This is a genomic window from Streptomyces sp. NPDC033177 (assembly GCF_055577715.1).
In genome coordinates this window covers 997,721-1,014,202 of the sequence record NZ_JBVIPS010000001.1, presented here as the reverse complement: position 1 = coordinate 1,014,202, position 16,482 = coordinate 997,721, and the positions used below count along the sequence as shown (strand labels likewise).

Annotated in this window: 13 protein-coding genes; 7 read left to right on the top strand and 6 right to left on the bottom strand. The window is 69.5% G+C overall.

All coding sequences use genetic code 11. The annotated features are described in order from the left end of the window. Window positions 1-25: 25 nt before the first annotated feature. Window positions 26-1,225, top strand: coding sequence for a methyltransferase (locus ACZ5U5_RS04530; protein WP_469016111.1), 1,200 nt, complete (start codon window positions 26-28; stop codon window positions 1,223-1,225). A gap of 34 nt (window positions 1,226-1,259) precedes the next feature. Here the strand turns inward: ACZ5U5_RS04530 and ACZ5U5_RS04525 are convergent, their stop codons facing one another. Beyond that, window positions 1,260-2,090, bottom strand: a complete 831-nt coding sequence (locus ACZ5U5_RS04525; RefSeq protein WP_469016109.1) for an oxidoreductase — start codon at window positions 2,088-2,090, stop codon at window positions 1,260-1,262. Between the two features lie 114 nt (window positions 2,091-2,204). Between ACZ5U5_RS04525 and ACZ5U5_RS04520 the strand changes: the two genes are divergently transcribed. Together ACZ5U5_RS04520 and ACZ5U5_RS04515 are read left to right on the top strand one after the other, a co-directional pair. Further along, window positions 2,205-3,161 (top strand): LysR family transcriptional regulator, encoded by a 957-nt coding sequence (locus ACZ5U5_RS04520; RefSeq protein WP_469016107.1) that lies wholly within the window; start codon window positions 2,205-2,207, stop codon window positions 3,159-3,161. 174 nt (window positions 3,162-3,335) lie between these two features. Then, window positions 3,336-4,394, top strand: a complete 1,059-nt coding sequence (locus ACZ5U5_RS04515) for a glycoside hydrolase family 43 protein (protein WP_469016105.1) — start codon at window positions 3,336-3,338, stop codon at window positions 4,392-4,394. Here the strand turns inward: ACZ5U5_RS04515 and ACZ5U5_RS04510 are convergent. The 3 genes from ACZ5U5_RS04510 to ACZ5U5_RS04500 all read right to left on the bottom strand — a co-directional run bounded on the left by ACZ5U5_RS04510 (window position 4,391) and on the right by ACZ5U5_RS04500 (window position 8,980). Further along, the gene (locus ACZ5U5_RS04510) at window positions 4,391-5,707 is read right to left on the bottom strand and encodes an FAD-binding protein (protein WP_469016102.1); all 1,317 of its coding nucleotides are present in this window, start codon (window positions 5,705-5,707) and stop codon (window positions 4,391-4,393) included. The genes ACZ5U5_RS04515 and ACZ5U5_RS04510 overlap by 4 nt on opposite strands. Before the next feature lie 32 nt (window positions 5,708-5,739). Further along, window positions 5,740-6,942 (bottom strand): pyridoxal phosphate-dependent aminotransferase, encoded by a 1,203-nt coding sequence (locus tag ACZ5U5_RS04505; protein WP_469016099.1) that lies wholly within the window; start codon window positions 6,940-6,942, stop codon window positions 5,740-5,742. A 70-nt stretch (window positions 6,943-7,012) separates the two neighbouring features. Further along, window positions 7,013-8,980: a glycoside hydrolase family 127 protein gene (locus ACZ5U5_RS04500; RefSeq protein ID WP_469016096.1), complete on the bottom strand. Its 1,968-nt coding sequence runs from the start codon at window positions 8,978-8,980 to the stop codon at window positions 7,013-7,015. Between the two features lie 167 nt (window positions 8,981-9,147). Here ACZ5U5_RS04500 and ACZ5U5_RS04495 point away from each other — a divergent pair, with 167 nt between their 5' ends. Next, the gene (locus ACZ5U5_RS04495; RefSeq protein ID WP_469016093.1) at window positions 9,148-9,804 is read left to right on the top strand and encodes a ThuA domain-containing protein; all 657 of its coding nucleotides are present in this window, start codon (window positions 9,148-9,150) and stop codon (window positions 9,802-9,804) included. Between the two features lie 65 nt (window positions 9,805-9,869). Here the strand turns inward: ACZ5U5_RS04495 and ACZ5U5_RS04490 are convergent, their stop codons facing one another. Then, entirely contained in the window at window positions 9,870-10,367 is a 498-nt protein-coding gene (locus tag ACZ5U5_RS04490) for a peptidylprolyl isomerase (protein ID WP_367039216.1), read from the bottom strand. Between the two features lie 127 nt (window positions 10,368-10,494). Further along, window positions 10,495-12,999, bottom strand: coding sequence for an alpha-L-arabinofuranosidase C-terminal domain-containing protein (locus ACZ5U5_RS04485; RefSeq protein WP_469016090.1), 2,505 nt, complete (start codon window positions 12,997-12,999; stop codon window positions 10,495-10,497). 273 nt (window positions 13,000-13,272) lie between these two features. Here ACZ5U5_RS04485 and ACZ5U5_RS04480 point away from each other — a divergent pair, with 273 nt between their 5' ends. The 3 genes from ACZ5U5_RS04480 to ACZ5U5_RS04470 are packed head-to-tail and all read left to right on the top strand — an operon-like array spanning window position 13,273 to window position 16,447. Then, window positions 13,273-14,625, top strand: a complete 1,353-nt coding sequence (locus tag ACZ5U5_RS04480; protein WP_469016087.1) for an extracellular solute-binding protein — start codon at window positions 13,273-13,275, stop codon at window positions 14,623-14,625. Then, the gene (locus ACZ5U5_RS04475) at window positions 14,622-15,569 is read left to right on the top strand and encodes a carbohydrate ABC transporter permease (RefSeq protein WP_469016084.1); all 948 of its coding nucleotides are present in this window, start codon (window positions 14,622-14,624) and stop codon (window positions 15,567-15,569) included. Before ACZ5U5_RS04480 ends, ACZ5U5_RS04475 begins: the two co-directional genes overlap by 4 nt. Beyond that, complete coding sequence (locus ACZ5U5_RS04470) at window positions 15,566-16,447, top strand: carbohydrate ABC transporter permease (protein ID WP_469016082.1); 882 nt, start codon at window positions 15,566-15,568, stop codon at window positions 16,445-16,447. Before ACZ5U5_RS04475 ends, ACZ5U5_RS04470 begins: the two co-directional genes overlap by 4 nt. Window positions 16,448-16,482 lie beyond the last annotated feature (35 nt).

Here is a 16,482-nt window from a genome sequence, read left to right as displayed (position 1 = left end):
CCCACTCCGTTAGCCTGAAGGCACGATGAACCGGCTGAGCACGTCATGGGGCGCGTACGACCTCACACGATTTCCCGAGGACCCTCGCGACCCGCTGCGCGCCTGGTCCGCCGCCGACGCCTACCTGCTGCGCCACCTCGCGGGCGAGGACGGCGGGCCCGTCGGGGCCGAGGAGACGGCGAAGCCCGTCGACCTCTCCGGCACCGTGGCCGTCGTCGGCGACCGCTGGGGCGCGCTGACCACCGCGCTCGCCGAGCACGGGCCGACGCTGATCACCGACTCGTTCCTCGCGCGGGAGGCGACGCGGGCCAACGTGGCGCGCGCCGGGTTCGCGCCGGACGAGGTACGCCTGGCGACGACGGGTGACGCCCCGCCGAGCCGGATCGACGTACTCCTGGTCCGCGTGCCGAAGAGCCTGGCGCTCCTGGAGGACCAGCTGCACCGGCTCGCGCCCGCCCTGCACGCGGGCACGGTCGTCGTCGGCACCGGAATGGTCACCGAGATCCACACCTCGACGCTCGACCTCTTCGAGCGGATCATCGGGCCTACGCGGACATCGCTGGCCCGGCAGAAGGCGCGGCTGATCTTCAGCACACCGGACCCGGAACGAGACGCCGGACCCAGCCCCTGGCCGCGCAGCTACGTCCTCGACGACGACTCCGGGGCGGGAGCGGGACTGACGGCCGTCAACCACGCCGGTGTGTTCTGCGCCGAACGGCTCGACATCGGCACGCGTTTCCTTCTGCAGCATCTGCCGACCGGCAGGGGAGCCGAGGGTAGCGGCGCGCACATCGTGGACCTGGGCTGCGGCAACGGCGTGCTCGGCACGGCCGCCGCCGTCGCCGACCCCGAGGCCACGGTCACCTTCATCGACGAGTCGTATCCCGCCGTCGCCTCGGCGGAGGCCACCTTCCGGGCCAACGCCGCCGAGGCCGCGCGTGCGCAATTCATCGCGGGCGACGCGCTGGCGGCCGTACCCGCGGGTACGGTGGACCTCGTCCTGAACAACCCGCCCTTCCACACCCACCAGGCGACTTCCGCCGCGACCGCCTGGCGGATGTTCAGCGGGGCACGCGCCGCGCTGCGCCCCGGCGGCGAGCTCTGGGTGGTCGGCAACCGCCATCTCGACTACCACGTGAAGCTGCGGAAGCTCTTCGGCAACGCTCAAGTCGTCGCGGGCAACCCCAAGTTCGTGATCCTGCGGGCGGTCAAGCGCGACCGCTGACCCCCTCTCGCGGGGGCGTCCCTCATCGCTCGCCTCAGGCGTCGAAGGCGGTCGCGCGGGTCACCTTCTCCCAGACCGCGATCTCCGCGCGGACCGAGTCGAGGTGACCGACGACCGCGTCCACGGCGTCCTCACCCAGGGGCAGGCGCAGCGGAGTCTCGTCGGCGTCGAGCGCGGTGATGATCGCCGCCGCGGCCTTCGCCGGGTCGCCGGGCTGCTCGCCGTCGCCGCCCGCGACCATCGTGCGGGTGGCGCCCGCCGTCCGTGCGTAGTCCGGGATCTCCACGGCACTCGCGCTGGTGTTGCCGAACAGGCTGGTCCGGAACGCGCCGGGCTCCACGACCAGGACCTTGATGCCGAGCGGGCCCACCTCGGCGGCCAGCGCCTCCGACATGCCCTCAAGGGCGAACTTCGTGCCGCTGTACGCCGAGAAGCCCGCGAAGGACATCTGCCCGCCCATGCTGCTCATCTGCACGATCGCCCCCGAGCGCCGGGCCCGCATGTGCGGAAGGACGGCGCGGGTCAGCGCGGCGGGACCGAAGACGTGCACGTCGAACAGGGCCCGCAGCTCGGCGTCCGAGTCCTCCTCCAGGGCGCCGACGTGGCTGCGGCCCGCGTTGTTCACCAGGACATCGATGCGGCCGTGCCGGTCGGTGACGTCCCGCACGGCGGCCTCGATGCCCGCTGTGTCCGTCACGTCCAGGGTGAGGGCCTCGACCTGGTCGGGGTGGGCGGCAACCAGGTCGTCCAAAGAGGACGCGTTACGGGCGGTGGCCACGACCACGCCGCCCGCGGCGACGGCCGCCTCGGTGATCGCCCGGCCGAAGCCGCTGTTCGCGCCGGTCACAAGCCATACCTTCGTCATGCCGAACTCCCTTTTCATGTCGGCCGGTTCACTCCTCTCCGGCTCTGTGGATCAGCTTGCGGCAGAATCGGGTGGCCCGTCCAAGATCTGACGTGATAGCTGATGGTTATGAACTTGCACGCCAGAGACCTACACGCCAGAGACCTACACGGCAGAGACCTACACGGCAGAGACGTACACGGCAGGGACCTCCGCTACTTCGTCGCGGTCGCGCAGGAGCTGCACTTCACGCGGGCCGCCGAGCGGCTCTTCGTCTCGCAGCCCGCGCTGAGCAAGCAGATACGGGCCCTGGAACGGCAGTTGGGTGCCGACCTGTTCGTACGCGAGAGCCGAGGCGTGCGCCTCACCCGCGTGGGTGCGGTGCTCCTGCCGTACGCCCAACAGGTCCTTGAGCACTGGCATGCGGCGGTCGGCGCCGTGGAGCACGCCAAGACCGAGGAGCGGGCGACGCTCTCCGTGGGCATGAGCACGCGACCGGCTCGCGGGGGCATCCTGCCTGCCGTACGGTCCCGCTTCGGCGACGCCCATCCGCAGGCAACTGTCCGCCTTCGGCAGGTGAGTTGGGAGGATGCCAGCGCTGGTCTCGCGGACGGCACGGCGGACGTCGCCTTCGTCTGGCTTCCGCTGCCGGACCTGGAGCGCTACGGCTGGGTGGTGGTCGCCGAGGAGCCGCGCCATGTCGCCCTTCCCGTGACGCACCGCCTCGCGGACCGGGACGAGATCGACTTCGCCGACCTCCTCGACGAACCCTTCCTCGCGCTGCCCGAAAGCGCGGGCGCGCTGCGGGACTACTGGCTTGCCCTGGACGCCCGCGCGGGCCGCCCGCCGCGCATCGGTGCGGAGATCGCCAGTACGGACGAGACGTACGAGGCGCTGGTGGACGGCCGCGGGGTCTGTCTGGTCGCCGCTGGCAACGCACCCCTGATCACGCTGGGCGGCGTCGTCACGCGACCGGTCCGCGGCATCACGCCCAGCCGGTTCGCCCTGGCCTGGCGCGTGGGTGACGACCGGCGCCCGCTGGTGGCCGCGTACATCAAGGCGTGCGGGGAGGCGCTCGGGCGGGCGGAATAGGGGCTCGAGAGCTGGCCGCGCAGGCGCCCGCGGATACCCGCCAAGTCGCCTGCGGGCCCATCTCGTCACATCTCGCCGCAACCGTTGACCTTGCCCCAACACCCCCTTACCGTTTCGACGTTCGGAGTATCAGATGGCGTTCGAAATGACGAACGTCGGCGCTAGGGGAGCCGCATGAGCCACAGTGAAGTACCCAGTCGCAGAACCGTGTTGAGGGGGACGCTGGCCGCAGGGGCTCTAGCCGCCGCACCCGCCCTCACCCAGGCGCCCGCCCACGCGGCCTCACGGGCCCCGGCCTACCGCAACCCGCTCGTCGAGCAGCGCGCCGACCCGCACATCCAGCGCCACACCGACGGCCACTACTACTTCACGGCGACGTCCCCCGAGTACGACCGCATCATCCTGCGCCGCTCGCGCACCCTGCGGGGCCTGACGCGCGCGGACGAGTCCGTCATCTGGCGGCGGCACACCAGCGGAGACATGGCCTCGCACATCTGGGCGCCGGAACTGCACCACATCAACGGCAAGTGGTACATCTACTTCGCCGCGGCCCCCGCCGACGACGTGTGGAAGATCCGCATCTGGGTCCTGGAGAACGCCAACGTCAACCCTTTCAAGGGGACGTGGACGGAGAAGGGGCAGCTCACCACGGCGTGGGACACCTTCTCCCTCGACGCCACCACCTTCACGCACCGCGGCAGCCGCTACCTCGCCTGGGCGCAGTACGAGCCCGGCATGGACAACAACACCGGCGTCTTCCTCTCCCGCATGGCCGACCCATGGACCCTGACGGGGCCTCAGATACGCCTGACCACACCCGAGTACGCCTGGGAGTGCGTCGGCTTCAAGGTGAACGAAGGACCCAGCGTCATCCAGCGCAACGGCCGCGTCTTCCTCACGTACTCGGCGTCCGCAACCGACGCCAACTACTGCATGGGCCTGCTCACCGCAGGCGCCCGCAGTGACCTCATGGACCCCGCGTCCTGGTCCAAGTCACCCACCCCCGTCTTCACCAGCAACGACACGACCAAGCAGTACGGTCCCGGCCACAACTGCTTCACCGTGGCCGAGGACGGCCGCACCGACGTCCTCGTCTACCACGCCCGCCAGTACAAGGACATCGTCGGCGACCCCCTGAACGACCCCAACCGGCACACCCGCATCCAGAAGTTCGGCTGGAAGGCGGACGGCACACCGGACTTCGGCATCCCGGTCGCCGACGCCGCGTCCTAGAGCAGCGGCCCGAGGAAACGCCGCACGAAGGCGTTGCGGAACTTCCCCGCCGGGTCGAGGCGATCGGCGAGCGCGGCGAAATCGGCCGCGTGCGGATAGCGGGCGCCCAGCTCGGCGGGGTCGGCGGCGAACACCTTGCCCCAGTGCGGCCGGGGCGAGAACGGGGCCAGGCTCTCCTCGACGCGTGTGACCACCGGGAGCACGGCTGCCGCGTCAGGCACCCAGGTGAAGTGGAACGCCACGGTGTCGCGCCCGTGCGCGGGGCTGAGCCACTGGGTGTCGGCGGCGACCGTGCGCACCTCGCACACCTGAAGGACGGGCGCCACCTCACCCCTGAGGGAATCCAGGGCATGCAGGGCCGCCGGGGCGTGCTCGCGCGGCAGCAGATACTCCGACTGGAGCTCGGCACCGCTGCTCGGCGTGAACTCGGCCCGGAAGTGGGGCAACCGCTCGTGCCACGGGCCCGGAACGCCCAACTGCTGGGTGCAGTTGACGGCGGGCATCCCCGGCACCGGATGCCGCGGGGCGGTCGCGGCCGCTGCCCAGGGAAAGTCAACGGGCGCCTCGCCGCGCTGCTTGAGCCACACCTGGTCGAAGCGCGGTCCGCGCCAATCGGTGAACAGACTCACGCTGTACGCCGCCGACGTCACCGCCTCGAAGTCGAGCCGATCCAGCGGAAGTTCGCCGAACACATGCTGGCTCACCCGGAAATCCGGCTCCAGTTCGAGAGTGAGCGAGAGGACCACGCCGAGCGCGCCGAGCGAGACGACGGAGCCGTCGAACCCATCGTCGCCACGGTTCAGTACGACCGTCTCCCCATCGGCGGTGACCAGCTCCACCGCCCGCACGATCTCCGCCAGCGACTGATTGCCGTTGCCGGAGCCGTGCGTCCCCGTGGCGACCGAACCGGCCACGGAGATGTGCGGCAGCGAGGCCATGTTCGGCAGCGCGAGACCGAACGAGGCCACATACCGGGCGAGTTCGGCGTACCGCACACCGCCTGACACACGCACGGAGCGCGCCGAGGTGTCCACCTCGATGGACGGCTCAAGAGCGGAGAGGGAGATCAGGGCCGCGCCCGCCGCGTCACCGTCCACGTCGGCGATCCGGTTGAACGAATGGCCGCTGCCGAGCACCCGCACCTGCCGACTGCCCGCGACGAGCGCCCGCAGGGCGGACGGCGACGCGGGCCGGTGCAGCTCACGCGCCGAGAAGGTGATGTTCCCGGCCCAGTTGGTCACGGCGCCCACGGTGCCGTCCCGGCCGGTGGTCGTGGGTCGCCCACTGTCCGCGCCTGCCCCCGCTGTTTCCATGGTCACGATTTTACGGCTCGGGGCCGGCGGCATCAGGCCCGCATCACCAGCCGGTCCACCGCGGGGTTCCCCGAGGCGTAGGGGACCGGCAGGAGCCCGGGGTTGGCGCCGCCGGTCGCGTACAGCGCCTGTTCCAGGCCGGCGATCAGGGGTTGTACGTCGACCGGTGGGCGGACCACCAGGCGCAGGAAGCGGCTTGAGCTGCCGATCTTGTTGCCGCACTCGCGCACCAGGATGCCGTGCTCCGCGAGCAGCCGGTCCCGCAGGACCGCTCCGTCGACCCCGTCGGGCAGCCGCACGTACACGAAGTTTCCCTGCGAGGGATAGCTGGTGAGTCCGGGGAGCCGGCCAAGGTGCCAGATCATCTCCTGGCGGTCGCGGCGCACTTGACGCAGGCTCAGGTCATAGGCATGGCGGTGCTGTCTCAGCATGAACACCACGGTCTCCGCGAAGGAGTTGAGGTTCCATTTCGGCAGCGCGGCGCGCACCCGGCCCGCGAGGCCCGGGTTGGCGACGAGATAGCCGAAGCGCACGCCGTGCAGCCCGAAGTTCTTGCCGAGGCTGCGCAGCACGATGACATTGGGCCGCAGGACCGCCTCGTCGGCGACGCTCGACTCCGGTCCCGCGTCGGCGAACTCCAGGAACGACTCGTCCACGACGACCAGGTCGAGGTCCTGCAGTGCGTCGAGCAGTGCGAGCACCGAGCGGCGCGGCAGCATGCCTCCGTCGGGGTTGTTGGGGTTGCAGATGACCGCGGTGCGGGAGCCGCGGGCCCGCACGAAGTCGACGAAGGCCGCCGGGTCGAGCACGAAGCCGTCGGCTTCCGGAAGGAGGTACATGTCGACCCGCTTGCCGGTCTCCATCGACTGATCGGTCCACCGCCCGAACGTCGGTACGGGCACCGCGAGCGCTTCGCGTACCAGCAAGTGGTCGATCCAGGTGATGAGTTCGGTCGAGCCGTTGCCCATCACGACGGTCTGCGGGTTGAGCCCGAGCACGGCACTGAGCTCGGCGGCGATGGTGTCGGCGCCGCTCGGGTAGTACGTGAGGATGTCCCGCAGCCGCACGCCGAGCTCCTCGTACATCTCGGGCGTGGGGAAGTACGGATTGCACGGGATGCAGAAGTCGACGAGCGGCCGCCCGCTGTCCGCCGCCGCCCTGTTCAGCGCGGAGTACGAGGGGCTGTGCGCGGTGGACGCGCGGAAGAGGGCGGTGACGTTGCCCGCGTCTGCCATGGGAGGACTCCGGATGGGGGAGGGTGGTGTCTCCCGTTCATACGTACGCGGGTGGGGGTGCGCTCATCCGTCAGCTCCGTGGAATCCAGACCCGCATGGCCCCCTCTTCCCGGTGCGCCCACGCGTAGTAGGGCACCGCCGTCAGCGGGGTCGGTGTCCCGTCCGAGCGGTGGTGGCCGGTGGTGGTGACGACCGTGACACCGCCCAGGAGGTCCGGGCGATGCTCGGCGACGGTGCGCACGTCGGGTGTCAGAGTCACCGCGTCCAGGCGCAGGCCCACCGGCTGATCAGCGCCTTCCAGGCAGTACACGAGGGGTCCGCGCTCGATGGCGATGCAGCCGCGCACGGCGTCCACCCGTGGGTCCGGCTCGGTGAGGCGTACGTCGAGGGTGAGGTCAAGTACGACGCGTTCCCCCGGGAGCCAGCGGCGCCGGATCCGGAACCAGCCCCGGTCCGTGTCGGTGCGGTCCTGCCGGTCCGGTGCGGCCACCGTGAACTCGGTGCACCAGGAGGGGATGCGCAGCGACAGCGTCCAGTCACGGTCCGCCGGTGCCGTGTCGACGGTGACCGTGACGCGGCCCTTCCACGGGTAGTCGGTCTCCACCGTGACCGCTCCACCGACCCCGGCCGGGTCCGGGCCGTCGGTCGCGCTCGTCGTGTATGTCGTGTACGAGCCCGTCGCGTACTGGTGCAGTTGCAGGCCGTCCGCGTCGCCGCTCGCCACGTAGTGGGGGAGCGAGGCAAGCAGCCGCATGACGTTCGGCGGGCAGCACGCGCAGCTGAACCATGGTGTGCGGCGGGGCGCCTGGTCGCCGGTGCCGGTCTCGTGATCGTCGCGCACCTGGAGCGGGTTGACGTACAGCCAGCGGTCGCCGTCAAGGGCGACCCCGGAAAGGAAGCCGTTGTAAAGGGTGCGCTCGACGAGATCGGAGTAGCGGGTCTCGCCCGTGAGCAGCGCCATCCGCCAGGACCACTGCACGGAGGCGATGGCCGCGCAGGTCTCCGCGTACGCCCGGTCCGGCGGCAGCTCGAAGGGTTCACCGAACGCCTCGCCCTCGTGGCGTGCGCCGACACCGCCGGTGAGGTACGTCTTCGTGCCGGCCATCGAGTGCCAGAGCCGATCCAGGGCCTCGCGCAGGGTCACGTCGCCGGTCTCCATGGCCAGGTCGGTGGCCCCGGCCAGGAGGTACAGCTGACGCACGGCGTGCCCCGTGACGGTGGGCGCCTCCCGCAGGGGCAGGTGGTCCTGCCAGTACGCCGGGCCCGGATCGCGGGCGCGGTCGATGCCCTGGGCGAGCAGTCCGTGGCCGCGGCGGTCGGTGAAGTGGCCCGCGAGATCGAGGAAGCGCCGCTGACCGGTCTCGCGGTACAGCTCCACGAGGGCGGTCTCGATCTCCGGATGCCCGCAGATCCCGTGGTTCTTCTCGCCTCCCTCGCTCGTCGCGTCCGGTCCGAAGAGGGAGTCGATGTGCGCGGCGAACCGGACGGCCACGTCCAGGAGTTCGCGGCGTCCGGTGGCCCGGTGGTGGGCGACGGCCGCCTGGATCAGATGGCCCGCGCAGTACAGCTCGTGGCCCCAGCCGAGCTCGCTCCAGCGCCGGTCGGGCTGGGCGAGCTGGTAGTACGTCTGGAGGTATCCGTCGGCGTCCTGGGCGGCGGCGACGAGCGCGGTCAGCCGTTCCACGTCCGCGGCGAGAGCTGGCGGGCCCGGCTGGTCGGCCAGCTGCCAGGAGGCGGCCTCCAGCCATTTGTGGACGTCGGAGTCCTGGAACGGGAAGTCCCCGGCAAAAGCTCCCGCACCCTGGGCCGCGGCACGCAGGTTGGCCAGGTTGCCGGCCTGTTCGAGGCGTTCGGGTCCCTGCGGGATGCTCACCGAGGCGTTGGTGTGCCGCCGGGCGGCCCAGAAACCGCCGGTGATCCGAGCGGTGGCCGCCGGGCGCAGGGTGGTGTGGGCGTGGGTGCGGAGACGGATGGGCCCTTGCGAGCCCTGGGGCTCATGAGGTCCCTGATGTGCGGGCGAGGGCGTGAGATCGGGCATACGTGCCATTCCTCGATGCCATGTGCGTTCGATATCTAGAATATCGTTCGGACATCTGCTACTGGCGCAGACGCTACCGTGGGCCGCGGGGCCCGGGGGAGCAGTCGTCCGCATCCGGCACTTTCCCTCACGCCTGGCCGCGGTCGAGGCTCCTACGATCGGGGGCCATGAGCCCTCGCCTGCTGATCTACAGCCGAACGACCGCTTACCGGCACGCGTCGATCCCCGCCGGGGTCGCCGCCCTGCGCGAGCTCGCCGCCGGGATCGGCTGCACGGCCGACGCGACCGAGGACCCGGCCGCCTTCGAGCAGAACCTGTCCGCCTACGCGGCGATCGTCTTCCTCTCCACCAGCGGCGACGTCCTGACCCCGGCCGGGCGGTCGGCGCTGCGCGCACACCGGGCGGCGGGCGGCGGTTTCATGGGCGTCCACGCCGCGGCCTGCACGGAGTACGACTGGCCGTACTACGGAGAGCTGCTCGGCGCGCGCTTCGCCCGCCACCCCGCGCTTCAGCCCGGCCTCCTGATCATCGAGGATCACGCGCACCCCGCCACCGAACACCTCCCCGCGACCTGGGAGTTCACCGACGAGTGGTACGACTTCCGGGCCTCGCCGCGTGATGCGGTGCGGGTCCTGGCGTCCGCCGACGAAACCTCGTACGAGGGAGGCGGCATGGGCACCGACCACCCCCTCGTGTGGTGCCACGACCACGGCGGCGGCCCGATGTTCTACACGGCCCTCGGCCACGCCGACGAGGCGTACGCGGACCCGGTCTTCCGCGACCACCTTCTGGGCGGCCTGCGGTATGTGACCGGCAGCGGCTGAAGGGCGCGCATGGGTGAGCCCCCGCCCGGTGGGGGCGGGGGCTCATGCACCAGGTGCCAGGGGTGCTAGAGGGTGCCGGAGGCGGAGATGGCGATCTCGGCCTTGGTGGCGCCCGACTGCGAGCCGAAGCTCTCGATCTTCTTGACGAGGGCCATGCTGTCCTCGTCCGCGACCTCGCCGAAGACGACGTGCTTGCCGTCGAGCCAGCTCGTGACGACCGTGGTGATGAAGAACTGCGAGCCGTTCGAGTTCGGGCCCGCGTTGGCCATCGAGAGCAGGCCCGGCTTGGTGTGCTTGAGCTGGAAGTTCTCGTCGGGGAACTTCGCGCCGTAGATGCTCTTGCCGCCGGTGCCGTTGCCGGCGGTGAAGTCGCCGCCCTGGAGCATGAAGTCCGGGATGACGCGGTGGAACTTCGAGCCCGCGTAACCGAAGCCCTGCTCGCCGGTGGCGAGCGCGCGGAAGTTCTCCGCGGTCTTCGGCACGACGTCGTCGAAGAGGTTGAACGTGATGCGGCCTTCGGGCTTGCCGTCGATGGTGATGTCGAAATAAGCCTTGATTGTCATGGTCCTCATCCTGTCATTGCCCTGTCCCCACCCGCCAACCGAACCCCCCGAAGAGCCCGCCTCAACCCGTTTGACCAGGCATGACGGCGTTTGCGCCCAGGGCGGACGCCGCGCGAAACGATCTTCTTCAGCCGGTTTTTACCCTCATGAAGGTGATCGAGTTCGCCGGGAAGGTGTACGAGAACGTCTCGGACACGCCCCTGAACGTCGAGGTCACCGGCTTCACCGGCGTCGCGTCCTTCGAGTTCTCCGCGGTCGGGTCGGCGGCGAGCGTGGTCACCCTGGCGCTCGGGCTTACCTTCCTGGCCGCGCCGAGGGCGATCTTGGTACGGGCATCCGAGCCCTGCGCGTTGACGACCTTGACGATGAGGTCACCGGTGGCCTTGTCGCGAGTGACGACCTGGCGGAACGGCTCGGCCGGCTTGTCGTCCGTGAAGGATCCCCACTTCTTGCCGTCGAGGAAGAGGGTCACCTGACGCCCGCGCACCTCCACGCGCAGGTCGTAGCTGCGACCCGTCTCGATGGTCGTCGTGTCCTGGACCATGGTCTGCTTCGCGCCGTCGACGCTCTTCTCGACGGCCGACTGGGTGTTGTTCCAGCCGCCCAGGTTCCACCAGTAGTGGTTGCCGGTGTCCTTGACCCCGAAGGCGACCATGAAGCCCTCCTTGCCGGACTTCTTGGTGGCCCGCACGTTCAGGTCGTAGTTCTGCCAGCTCTTGTCGCCCGCCGTGACCAGGGTGTTCTCCGCGGCCTCGTCGGACTGCACGTACGCGCCGTCCTGGACGGTCCACGTGCCCTTGTCCGCAGCCTTGCTCCACTGCTCGTCACCGCTGGAGAAGTCGTCGGTCAGGAGCGTCCTGCCGTCCTCGCCGGTGACCTTCACGTCGTCGTACGCGGCGCTGGTCGCCCAGGTGGACAGGCCGACGGCGCCGGTGATCGGACCGGACGTGGCGGGGGTGCCGGAAGCCGTGGACGGCACGACCTCGTCGCCGACGTTGCGCATGAAGAGCTTCTGCGCCTCGTAGTTGGCCGAGCCCCATGACTGGTCGTTGCCGTACCAGATCATGTTCGGTTTCCACTGCACGTAGTCCTCGTTGGCGAGCAGCGGGGCGTACGAGGCGAGCTTGACGATGTCGGCGTTGCGTTCAAGGCCGGTCATGAAGGCCGCTTCGGACAGCGCGTTGGAGAACTTGTTGCCCTGTGACGCGTACTCGCCGAGGAAGACCTTCGGGCCCTTGCGGTCGTAGGAGTCGTAGCGGTCGTTGTTCTCCAGGAACCACTGCGGGCTGTTGTAGTAGTGCTCGTCGACCATGGCCACGTCGGCGTCACGGTTCAGCTGCCAGGCCTTGTCGAACGTCGAACCACTGTCGTCAGGGCCGGAGTTGGAGATGACGGTGATGTCGGGGTACTTCGCCTCGATGGCCGCGCGGAACTCCTTGAAGCGGGCGAAGAACTCATCGGGGAGGTTCTCCTCGTTGCCGACTTCCAGGTGGGTGAGGCGGAAGGGCTTGGGGTGGCCCATCGCCGCCCGCTTCTTGCCCCATTCGCTGGTCACCGGGCCGTTGGCGAACTCGATGAGGTCCAGGGTGTCCTGGATGTGCCGCTTCAGGAGGGCCGGGTCGTCGGTGGCCTTGTTCTGGCCGCAGCCGGTCACCAGGGCGGGCACCACGGGCAGCGGCATGGCGCCGGTGTCCTCGGCGAACTGGAAGTACTCGTAGTAACCGAGCCCGTAACTCTGGTTGTAACCCCAGAAGTTGGCGTTGGTGGCGCGCTGCTCGACCGGCCCGATGGTGTCCTTCCACTGGTAGGAGCGCTTGCGCTGCCAGCCGGACTTCTCGTCGTACGCCTCGTGGGAGCCGGTGTTGACCAGGCAGCCGCCGGGGAAGCGCAGGAAGCCGGGGTCCAGGTCGGCGATCTTCTGGGCGAGGTCCTTGCGCAGGCCGTTCGCGCGCCCCTTGTAGGTGTCGCGCGGGAAGAGCGAGATCTCGTCGAGCGCGACGGGAGCACCGGAGGTGACCGCGAGCCGGCCGGTGGCGGAGGTGCGGCCCGCCGTGAAGGTCGCCTTGTACTTCGCCCAGCCGCCACGCGCGGTGACACGGCGGGCCGGGGCCAGCTCACCGGAGGCGTCGCGCAGGGCGAGGGTGAGGGGAGCCCTGCCCGACCCGCCGCCCCCCGAACCGCTGGTGCGGGCCCACACCGAGAAGTCGTAGCGCTTGCCCTTGGTGACCGCGATGCCGGTGTTGTAGCCGGAGTTGGTGACGGACGAACCCCCGCCCAACGACAGGTAGTTGCGGTTACGGGCGTTGAGGCGGCCCTCGTCGTTCACCACCTTCGCGGAACCGGAACCGGACGTGTCCCACGAAGTCATCGGCGTGTAGGCGGTGTTGTCGGCCGTCGAGTACTCGAAGGAGCGGTTCTGGACGAGCTCGGCGTAGAGGCCGCCGTCCGCCGCGCGGTTGATGTCCTCGTAGAAGACGCCGTACATCGAGTCGTCGATCTTCGCGCCGGTGCGGGCCGTGTCGACGTCGATGGTGTAGTCGGTGGGTTCGGCCGCGGCGGTGGGGCCCGCGGCGAGCGTTCCGGCGAGCAGGGCGCCCAGGGTGAGCCCGAGTCTCCATCGTCTGCGTGCCATGCGTACCCCAGTCCTGTGCGATGTGTGCGGTATTTCGAACGCTGATCAGTGGGTCGAACGGCAACTTAGAGAGCGGGGGGCGGCGCGTCAACGCATCGCGCAGGAAGTGGCCCAGGTGAACTTCCGGGGTTCGTGATCTCGAACAACTGCCTGGAAATTCGGGGGACTTCGCCGTCGGCTCTGTCCGAACCGTTGACTGGCCCCGAGTTCGACCTTACGGTCCCGTTCGAAGTTGCGAGCAGCATTCGAGATATCGAACAGAAGTGAGCCGCAATGTCACCACCCCTCCCGAGCCGACGAGGTGTGCTCGGCGGTATCGGAGCGCTCGCCGTCGCGGGCAGCTTCGGACTCGCCGCCGCGAATCGCAGCGCGTCCGCGATCGCGTCGGACGCGGACGTACGGGTCCGCTACTGGAATCTGTTCTCCGGCGGCGACGGCGCCAACATGATCGCGATGCTGGACGCCTTCCGCGCCGCGAACCCCCGCGTCGACGTCAAGGACTCGACCCTCCAGTGGGGCAACCCGTACTACACCAAGCTCGCCATGGCCGCTTCGGGAAATCGCGCCCCCGACCTCGCGGTGATGCACCTGGGCCGCATACCCGGGTTCGCGCCCGGTCGGCTCCTCGACCCCTGGGACGTGCGGCTGCTCGCCCGGTACGGGGTGCGCGAGGCGGACTTCGACCCGGTGCTGTGGAAGCGCGCCGTGGTCGACGGCAAGCTCTACGGCCTGCCCCTCGACATCCACGCCCAGCTCTGCTTCTACCGCCGGGACGTGTGCGAGAAGGCGGGGCTGCTCGACGCGGGCGGCGACCTGGCGCAGGTCACCTCGACCGAGGACTGGTTCAAGGCGCTCAAGGCCGCGAAGAAGGCCGTCAAGGGCGACGTGCACACCATCGGCATCAAGGCGGACGAGCCGAACTTCTCCTGGTGGTTCTTCCTGTCCTTCTACACCCAGCTCGGCGGCACCGTCCTCAGCGCCGACGGCCAAGGCGTCACCCTCGACACCGACAAGGCCACCCAGGTCCTGGAGTTCCTGCGCCGGCACCTGACCGACGGCTACTCCACCGCGATCGGCATCGCCGACGGCGAGGCCTTCGTCAACGGCGGCGCCTTCACCTGGGAGGGCAACTGGTCGGTGCCTGTCTTCAGCGGCGCGAAGCTGAAGTACGGCGCGACCCCGCTGCCGCCCGTCTTCGGCAGGCCCGCCACCCACACCGAGTCGCACTGCTTCGTCCTGCCGCACCAGTCGCAGCGCGGCGGCGCCACCAACGAGGGCGCGCACCAACTGGCCGCGTACGTCGTCAAGAACGCGACGGCCTGGGCGCGCGGCGGCCACATCCCCGCCTACCTGCCGACCCTCGACGACAAGAAGTACCTCGCCCTCGAGCCACAGTCCGAGTACGTCTCCGCGATGGACCACATGGCGGTCGAGCCGCCCGCCTGGTTCGCGGGATCCACCGGCCTCCTCGCCCAGCGCATCGGCCCCGTCATCGCCTCGTCCAACGTCGGATCCGTCAAACCCGACACCACCGCGCGGCGCATGAAGGACGTACTCGAAAAGCTGGTCGCGATGAAGAACCCGATGGAAGGCAGAGCCGCCACCGAGGGAGGGTCCGCCGCATGAGCGCCGTCGACACCGCGGTCGCACCGGCCGCCGTACGGGCTGCACCGGCGGCGGACGCCGATTCGCTGCGGGCCCGCCTGACGCGTCGAGTCCAGCACGGCGGCTGGTTCGTCGCCCCGTTCCTCGTCCTGTTCGCCCTGTTCGTGCTGCTCCCGATCGGCCGCGGCCTGTGGCTGAGCTTCACCGACGCCAACATCTCCGGCACCGGCGAACGCTTCGTGGGCCTCGACAATTACCGCGAGGCACTCGACAGCCCCCTCCTGTGGGACTCCCTCGGCCACAGCGCGTACTTCACCCTGCTCGTGGTGCCGTGCATCGTCGCCCTCGCGTTCCTCCTCGCGATGCTCGCCCACCACATCGAGCGCGCCAAGTGGCTGTGGCGGCTCTGCTTCTTCGCCCCCTTCCTGCTGCCGTCGACCGTCGCGGGCAACCTGTGGCAGTGGCTGTTCAACCCGGGCACCGGAATGATCAACCACGTCTTCGGCCTCGACACGCCCTGGCTGACCCAGAAGTCCACCGCCATGCTCGCCGTCGTGATCACCACCCTGTGGTGGACGGTCGGCTTCAGCTTCCTGCTCTTCCTCGCGGCCCTGCAGAACATCCCGCGCCATCTGTACGAGGCCGCCGAACTCGACGGAGCGGGCGCCTGGCAGCGGATGGTGCACATCACCCTGCCCATGCTGCGCAACATCACCGGCCTGGTGATCACGCTGCAGATACTCGCCTCGCTCCAGGTCTTCGACCAGGCCGTGGTCATGCAGGACTTCGGTCCGGGGCCGGAGGAAAGCACCCGGACCTTCGTCCAGTACACCCTCGAAGAGGGCTTCACCGCCTACCGCGTGGGTTACGCCTCGGCGATCTCCATCATCTTCTTCGTGCTCATCGCGGCCGTCGCCCTCGGCCGGATGTGGCTCCTGCGCAAGCGTGAGGAGGGCGTGCGATGAGCACGGCCGTCGTACGGAAGACCGTACCCAACACCGTCCCGAAGAGCCGCAGGAAGAAGTGGACCCCGAGCCAGATCGTGCTCACCACGCTCGGTGTCCTCGTCTCCGCGCTGTGGATGACGCCACTGGTGTGGGCCCTGTTCACCTCCCTGAAGTCGGAGACCGAGGCCGTCGAGGTGCCCACCCACTGGGTGCCCGAGGAGTGGACGGGCCAGGCGTGGAAGGCACTCTTCGAGAGCGGCAACATCACCAACTGGTTCGTGAACTCGGTCGTCGTCTCGGTCTGCGTCACCTTCATCGTGGTGTTCGTCAGCGCGCTCGCCGGATACGGCTTCGCGCGCACCGAGTTCCGGGGCAAGAACGTGCTCCTCGGCCTCGTGATGGCGGGCCTGATGGTGTCGCCCGCCGTGCTCGGCGTACCGCTCTTCACGACGGTCCAGTCCATGGGGATGGTCGACACCTACTGGGGCATGATCCTGCCGCAGTGCGCGCCCGCCGCGATGGTCTACATCCTCTACAAGTTCTTCCAGTCGATCCCGCACGAGCTGGAGGAGGCCGCGTACATCGACGGCGCCGGACGCTGGCGGGTCTTCTTCACGATCGTCCTTCCGCTGTCCAGGCCCTCGCTCTCGGCCGTCGGGATCTTCACGTTCATCGCGTCCTGGAACAACTTCCTGTGGCCGTACATGGTGACCAACAACCCCGACCTGATGACCATGCCGAACGGCATCGCGACCGTCATGAACTCCTACGGCATCCAGTGGGCGCAGCTCATGGCGGGTGGCCTCATGGCGGGCCTGCCCCTGATCGTCGTCTTCGTCTTCTTCCAGCGCCAGATCGTCAGCGGCGTGGCCCACACGGGCCTGGCCGGCCAGTGAGCCCCGTAAGTACCCCTGCACAGCAGCCCCGTCGA

Excerpts from the sequence above, each read along its gene's own strand:
- ACZ5U5_RS04515 (WP_469016105.1), top strand. The coding sequence starts at position 3,336 with ATGAGCCACAGTGAAGTACCCAGTCGCAGAACCGTGTTGAGGGGGACG.
- ACZ5U5_RS04500 (WP_469016096.1), bottom strand. The coding sequence starts at position 8,980 with ATGCCCGATCTCACGCCCTCGCCCGCACATCAGGGACCTCATGAGCCC.
- ACZ5U5_RS04480 (WP_469016087.1), top strand. The coding sequence starts at position 13,273 with ATGTCACCACCCCTCCCGAGCCGACGAGGTGTGCTCGGCGGTATCGGA.
- ACZ5U5_RS04495 (WP_469016093.1), top strand. The coding sequence starts at position 9,148 with ATGAGCCCTCGCCTGCTGATCTACAGCCGAACGACCGCTTACCGGCAC.
- ACZ5U5_RS04510 (WP_469016102.1), bottom strand. The coding sequence starts at position 5,707 with ATGGAAACAGCGGGGGCAGGCGCGGACAGTGGGCGACCCACGACCACC.
- ACZ5U5_RS04475 (WP_469016084.1), top strand. The coding sequence starts at position 14,622 with ATGAGCGCCGTCGACACCGCGGTCGCACCGGCCGCCGTACGGGCTGCA.
- ACZ5U5_RS04530 (WP_469016111.1), top strand. The coding sequence starts at position 26 with ATGAACCGGCTGAGCACGTCATGGGGCGCGTACGACCTCACACGATTT.
- ACZ5U5_RS04490 (WP_367039216.1), bottom strand. The coding sequence starts at position 10,367 with ATGACAATCAAGGCTTATTTCGACATCACCATCGACGGCAAGCCCGAA.
- ACZ5U5_RS04470 (WP_469016082.1), top strand. The coding sequence starts at position 15,566 with ATGAGCACGGCCGTCGTACGGAAGACCGTACCCAACACCGTCCCGAAG.
- ACZ5U5_RS04485 (WP_469016090.1), bottom strand. The coding sequence starts at position 12,999 with ATGGCACGCAGACGATGGAGACTCGGGCTCACCCTGGGCGCCCTGCTC.
- ACZ5U5_RS04525 (WP_469016109.1), bottom strand. The coding sequence starts at position 2,090 with ATGACGAAGGTATGGCTTGTGACCGGCGCGAACAGCGGCTTCGGCCGG.
- ACZ5U5_RS04505 (WP_469016099.1), bottom strand. The coding sequence starts at position 6,942 with ATGGCAGACGCGGGCAACGTCACCGCCCTCTTCCGCGCGTCCACCGCG.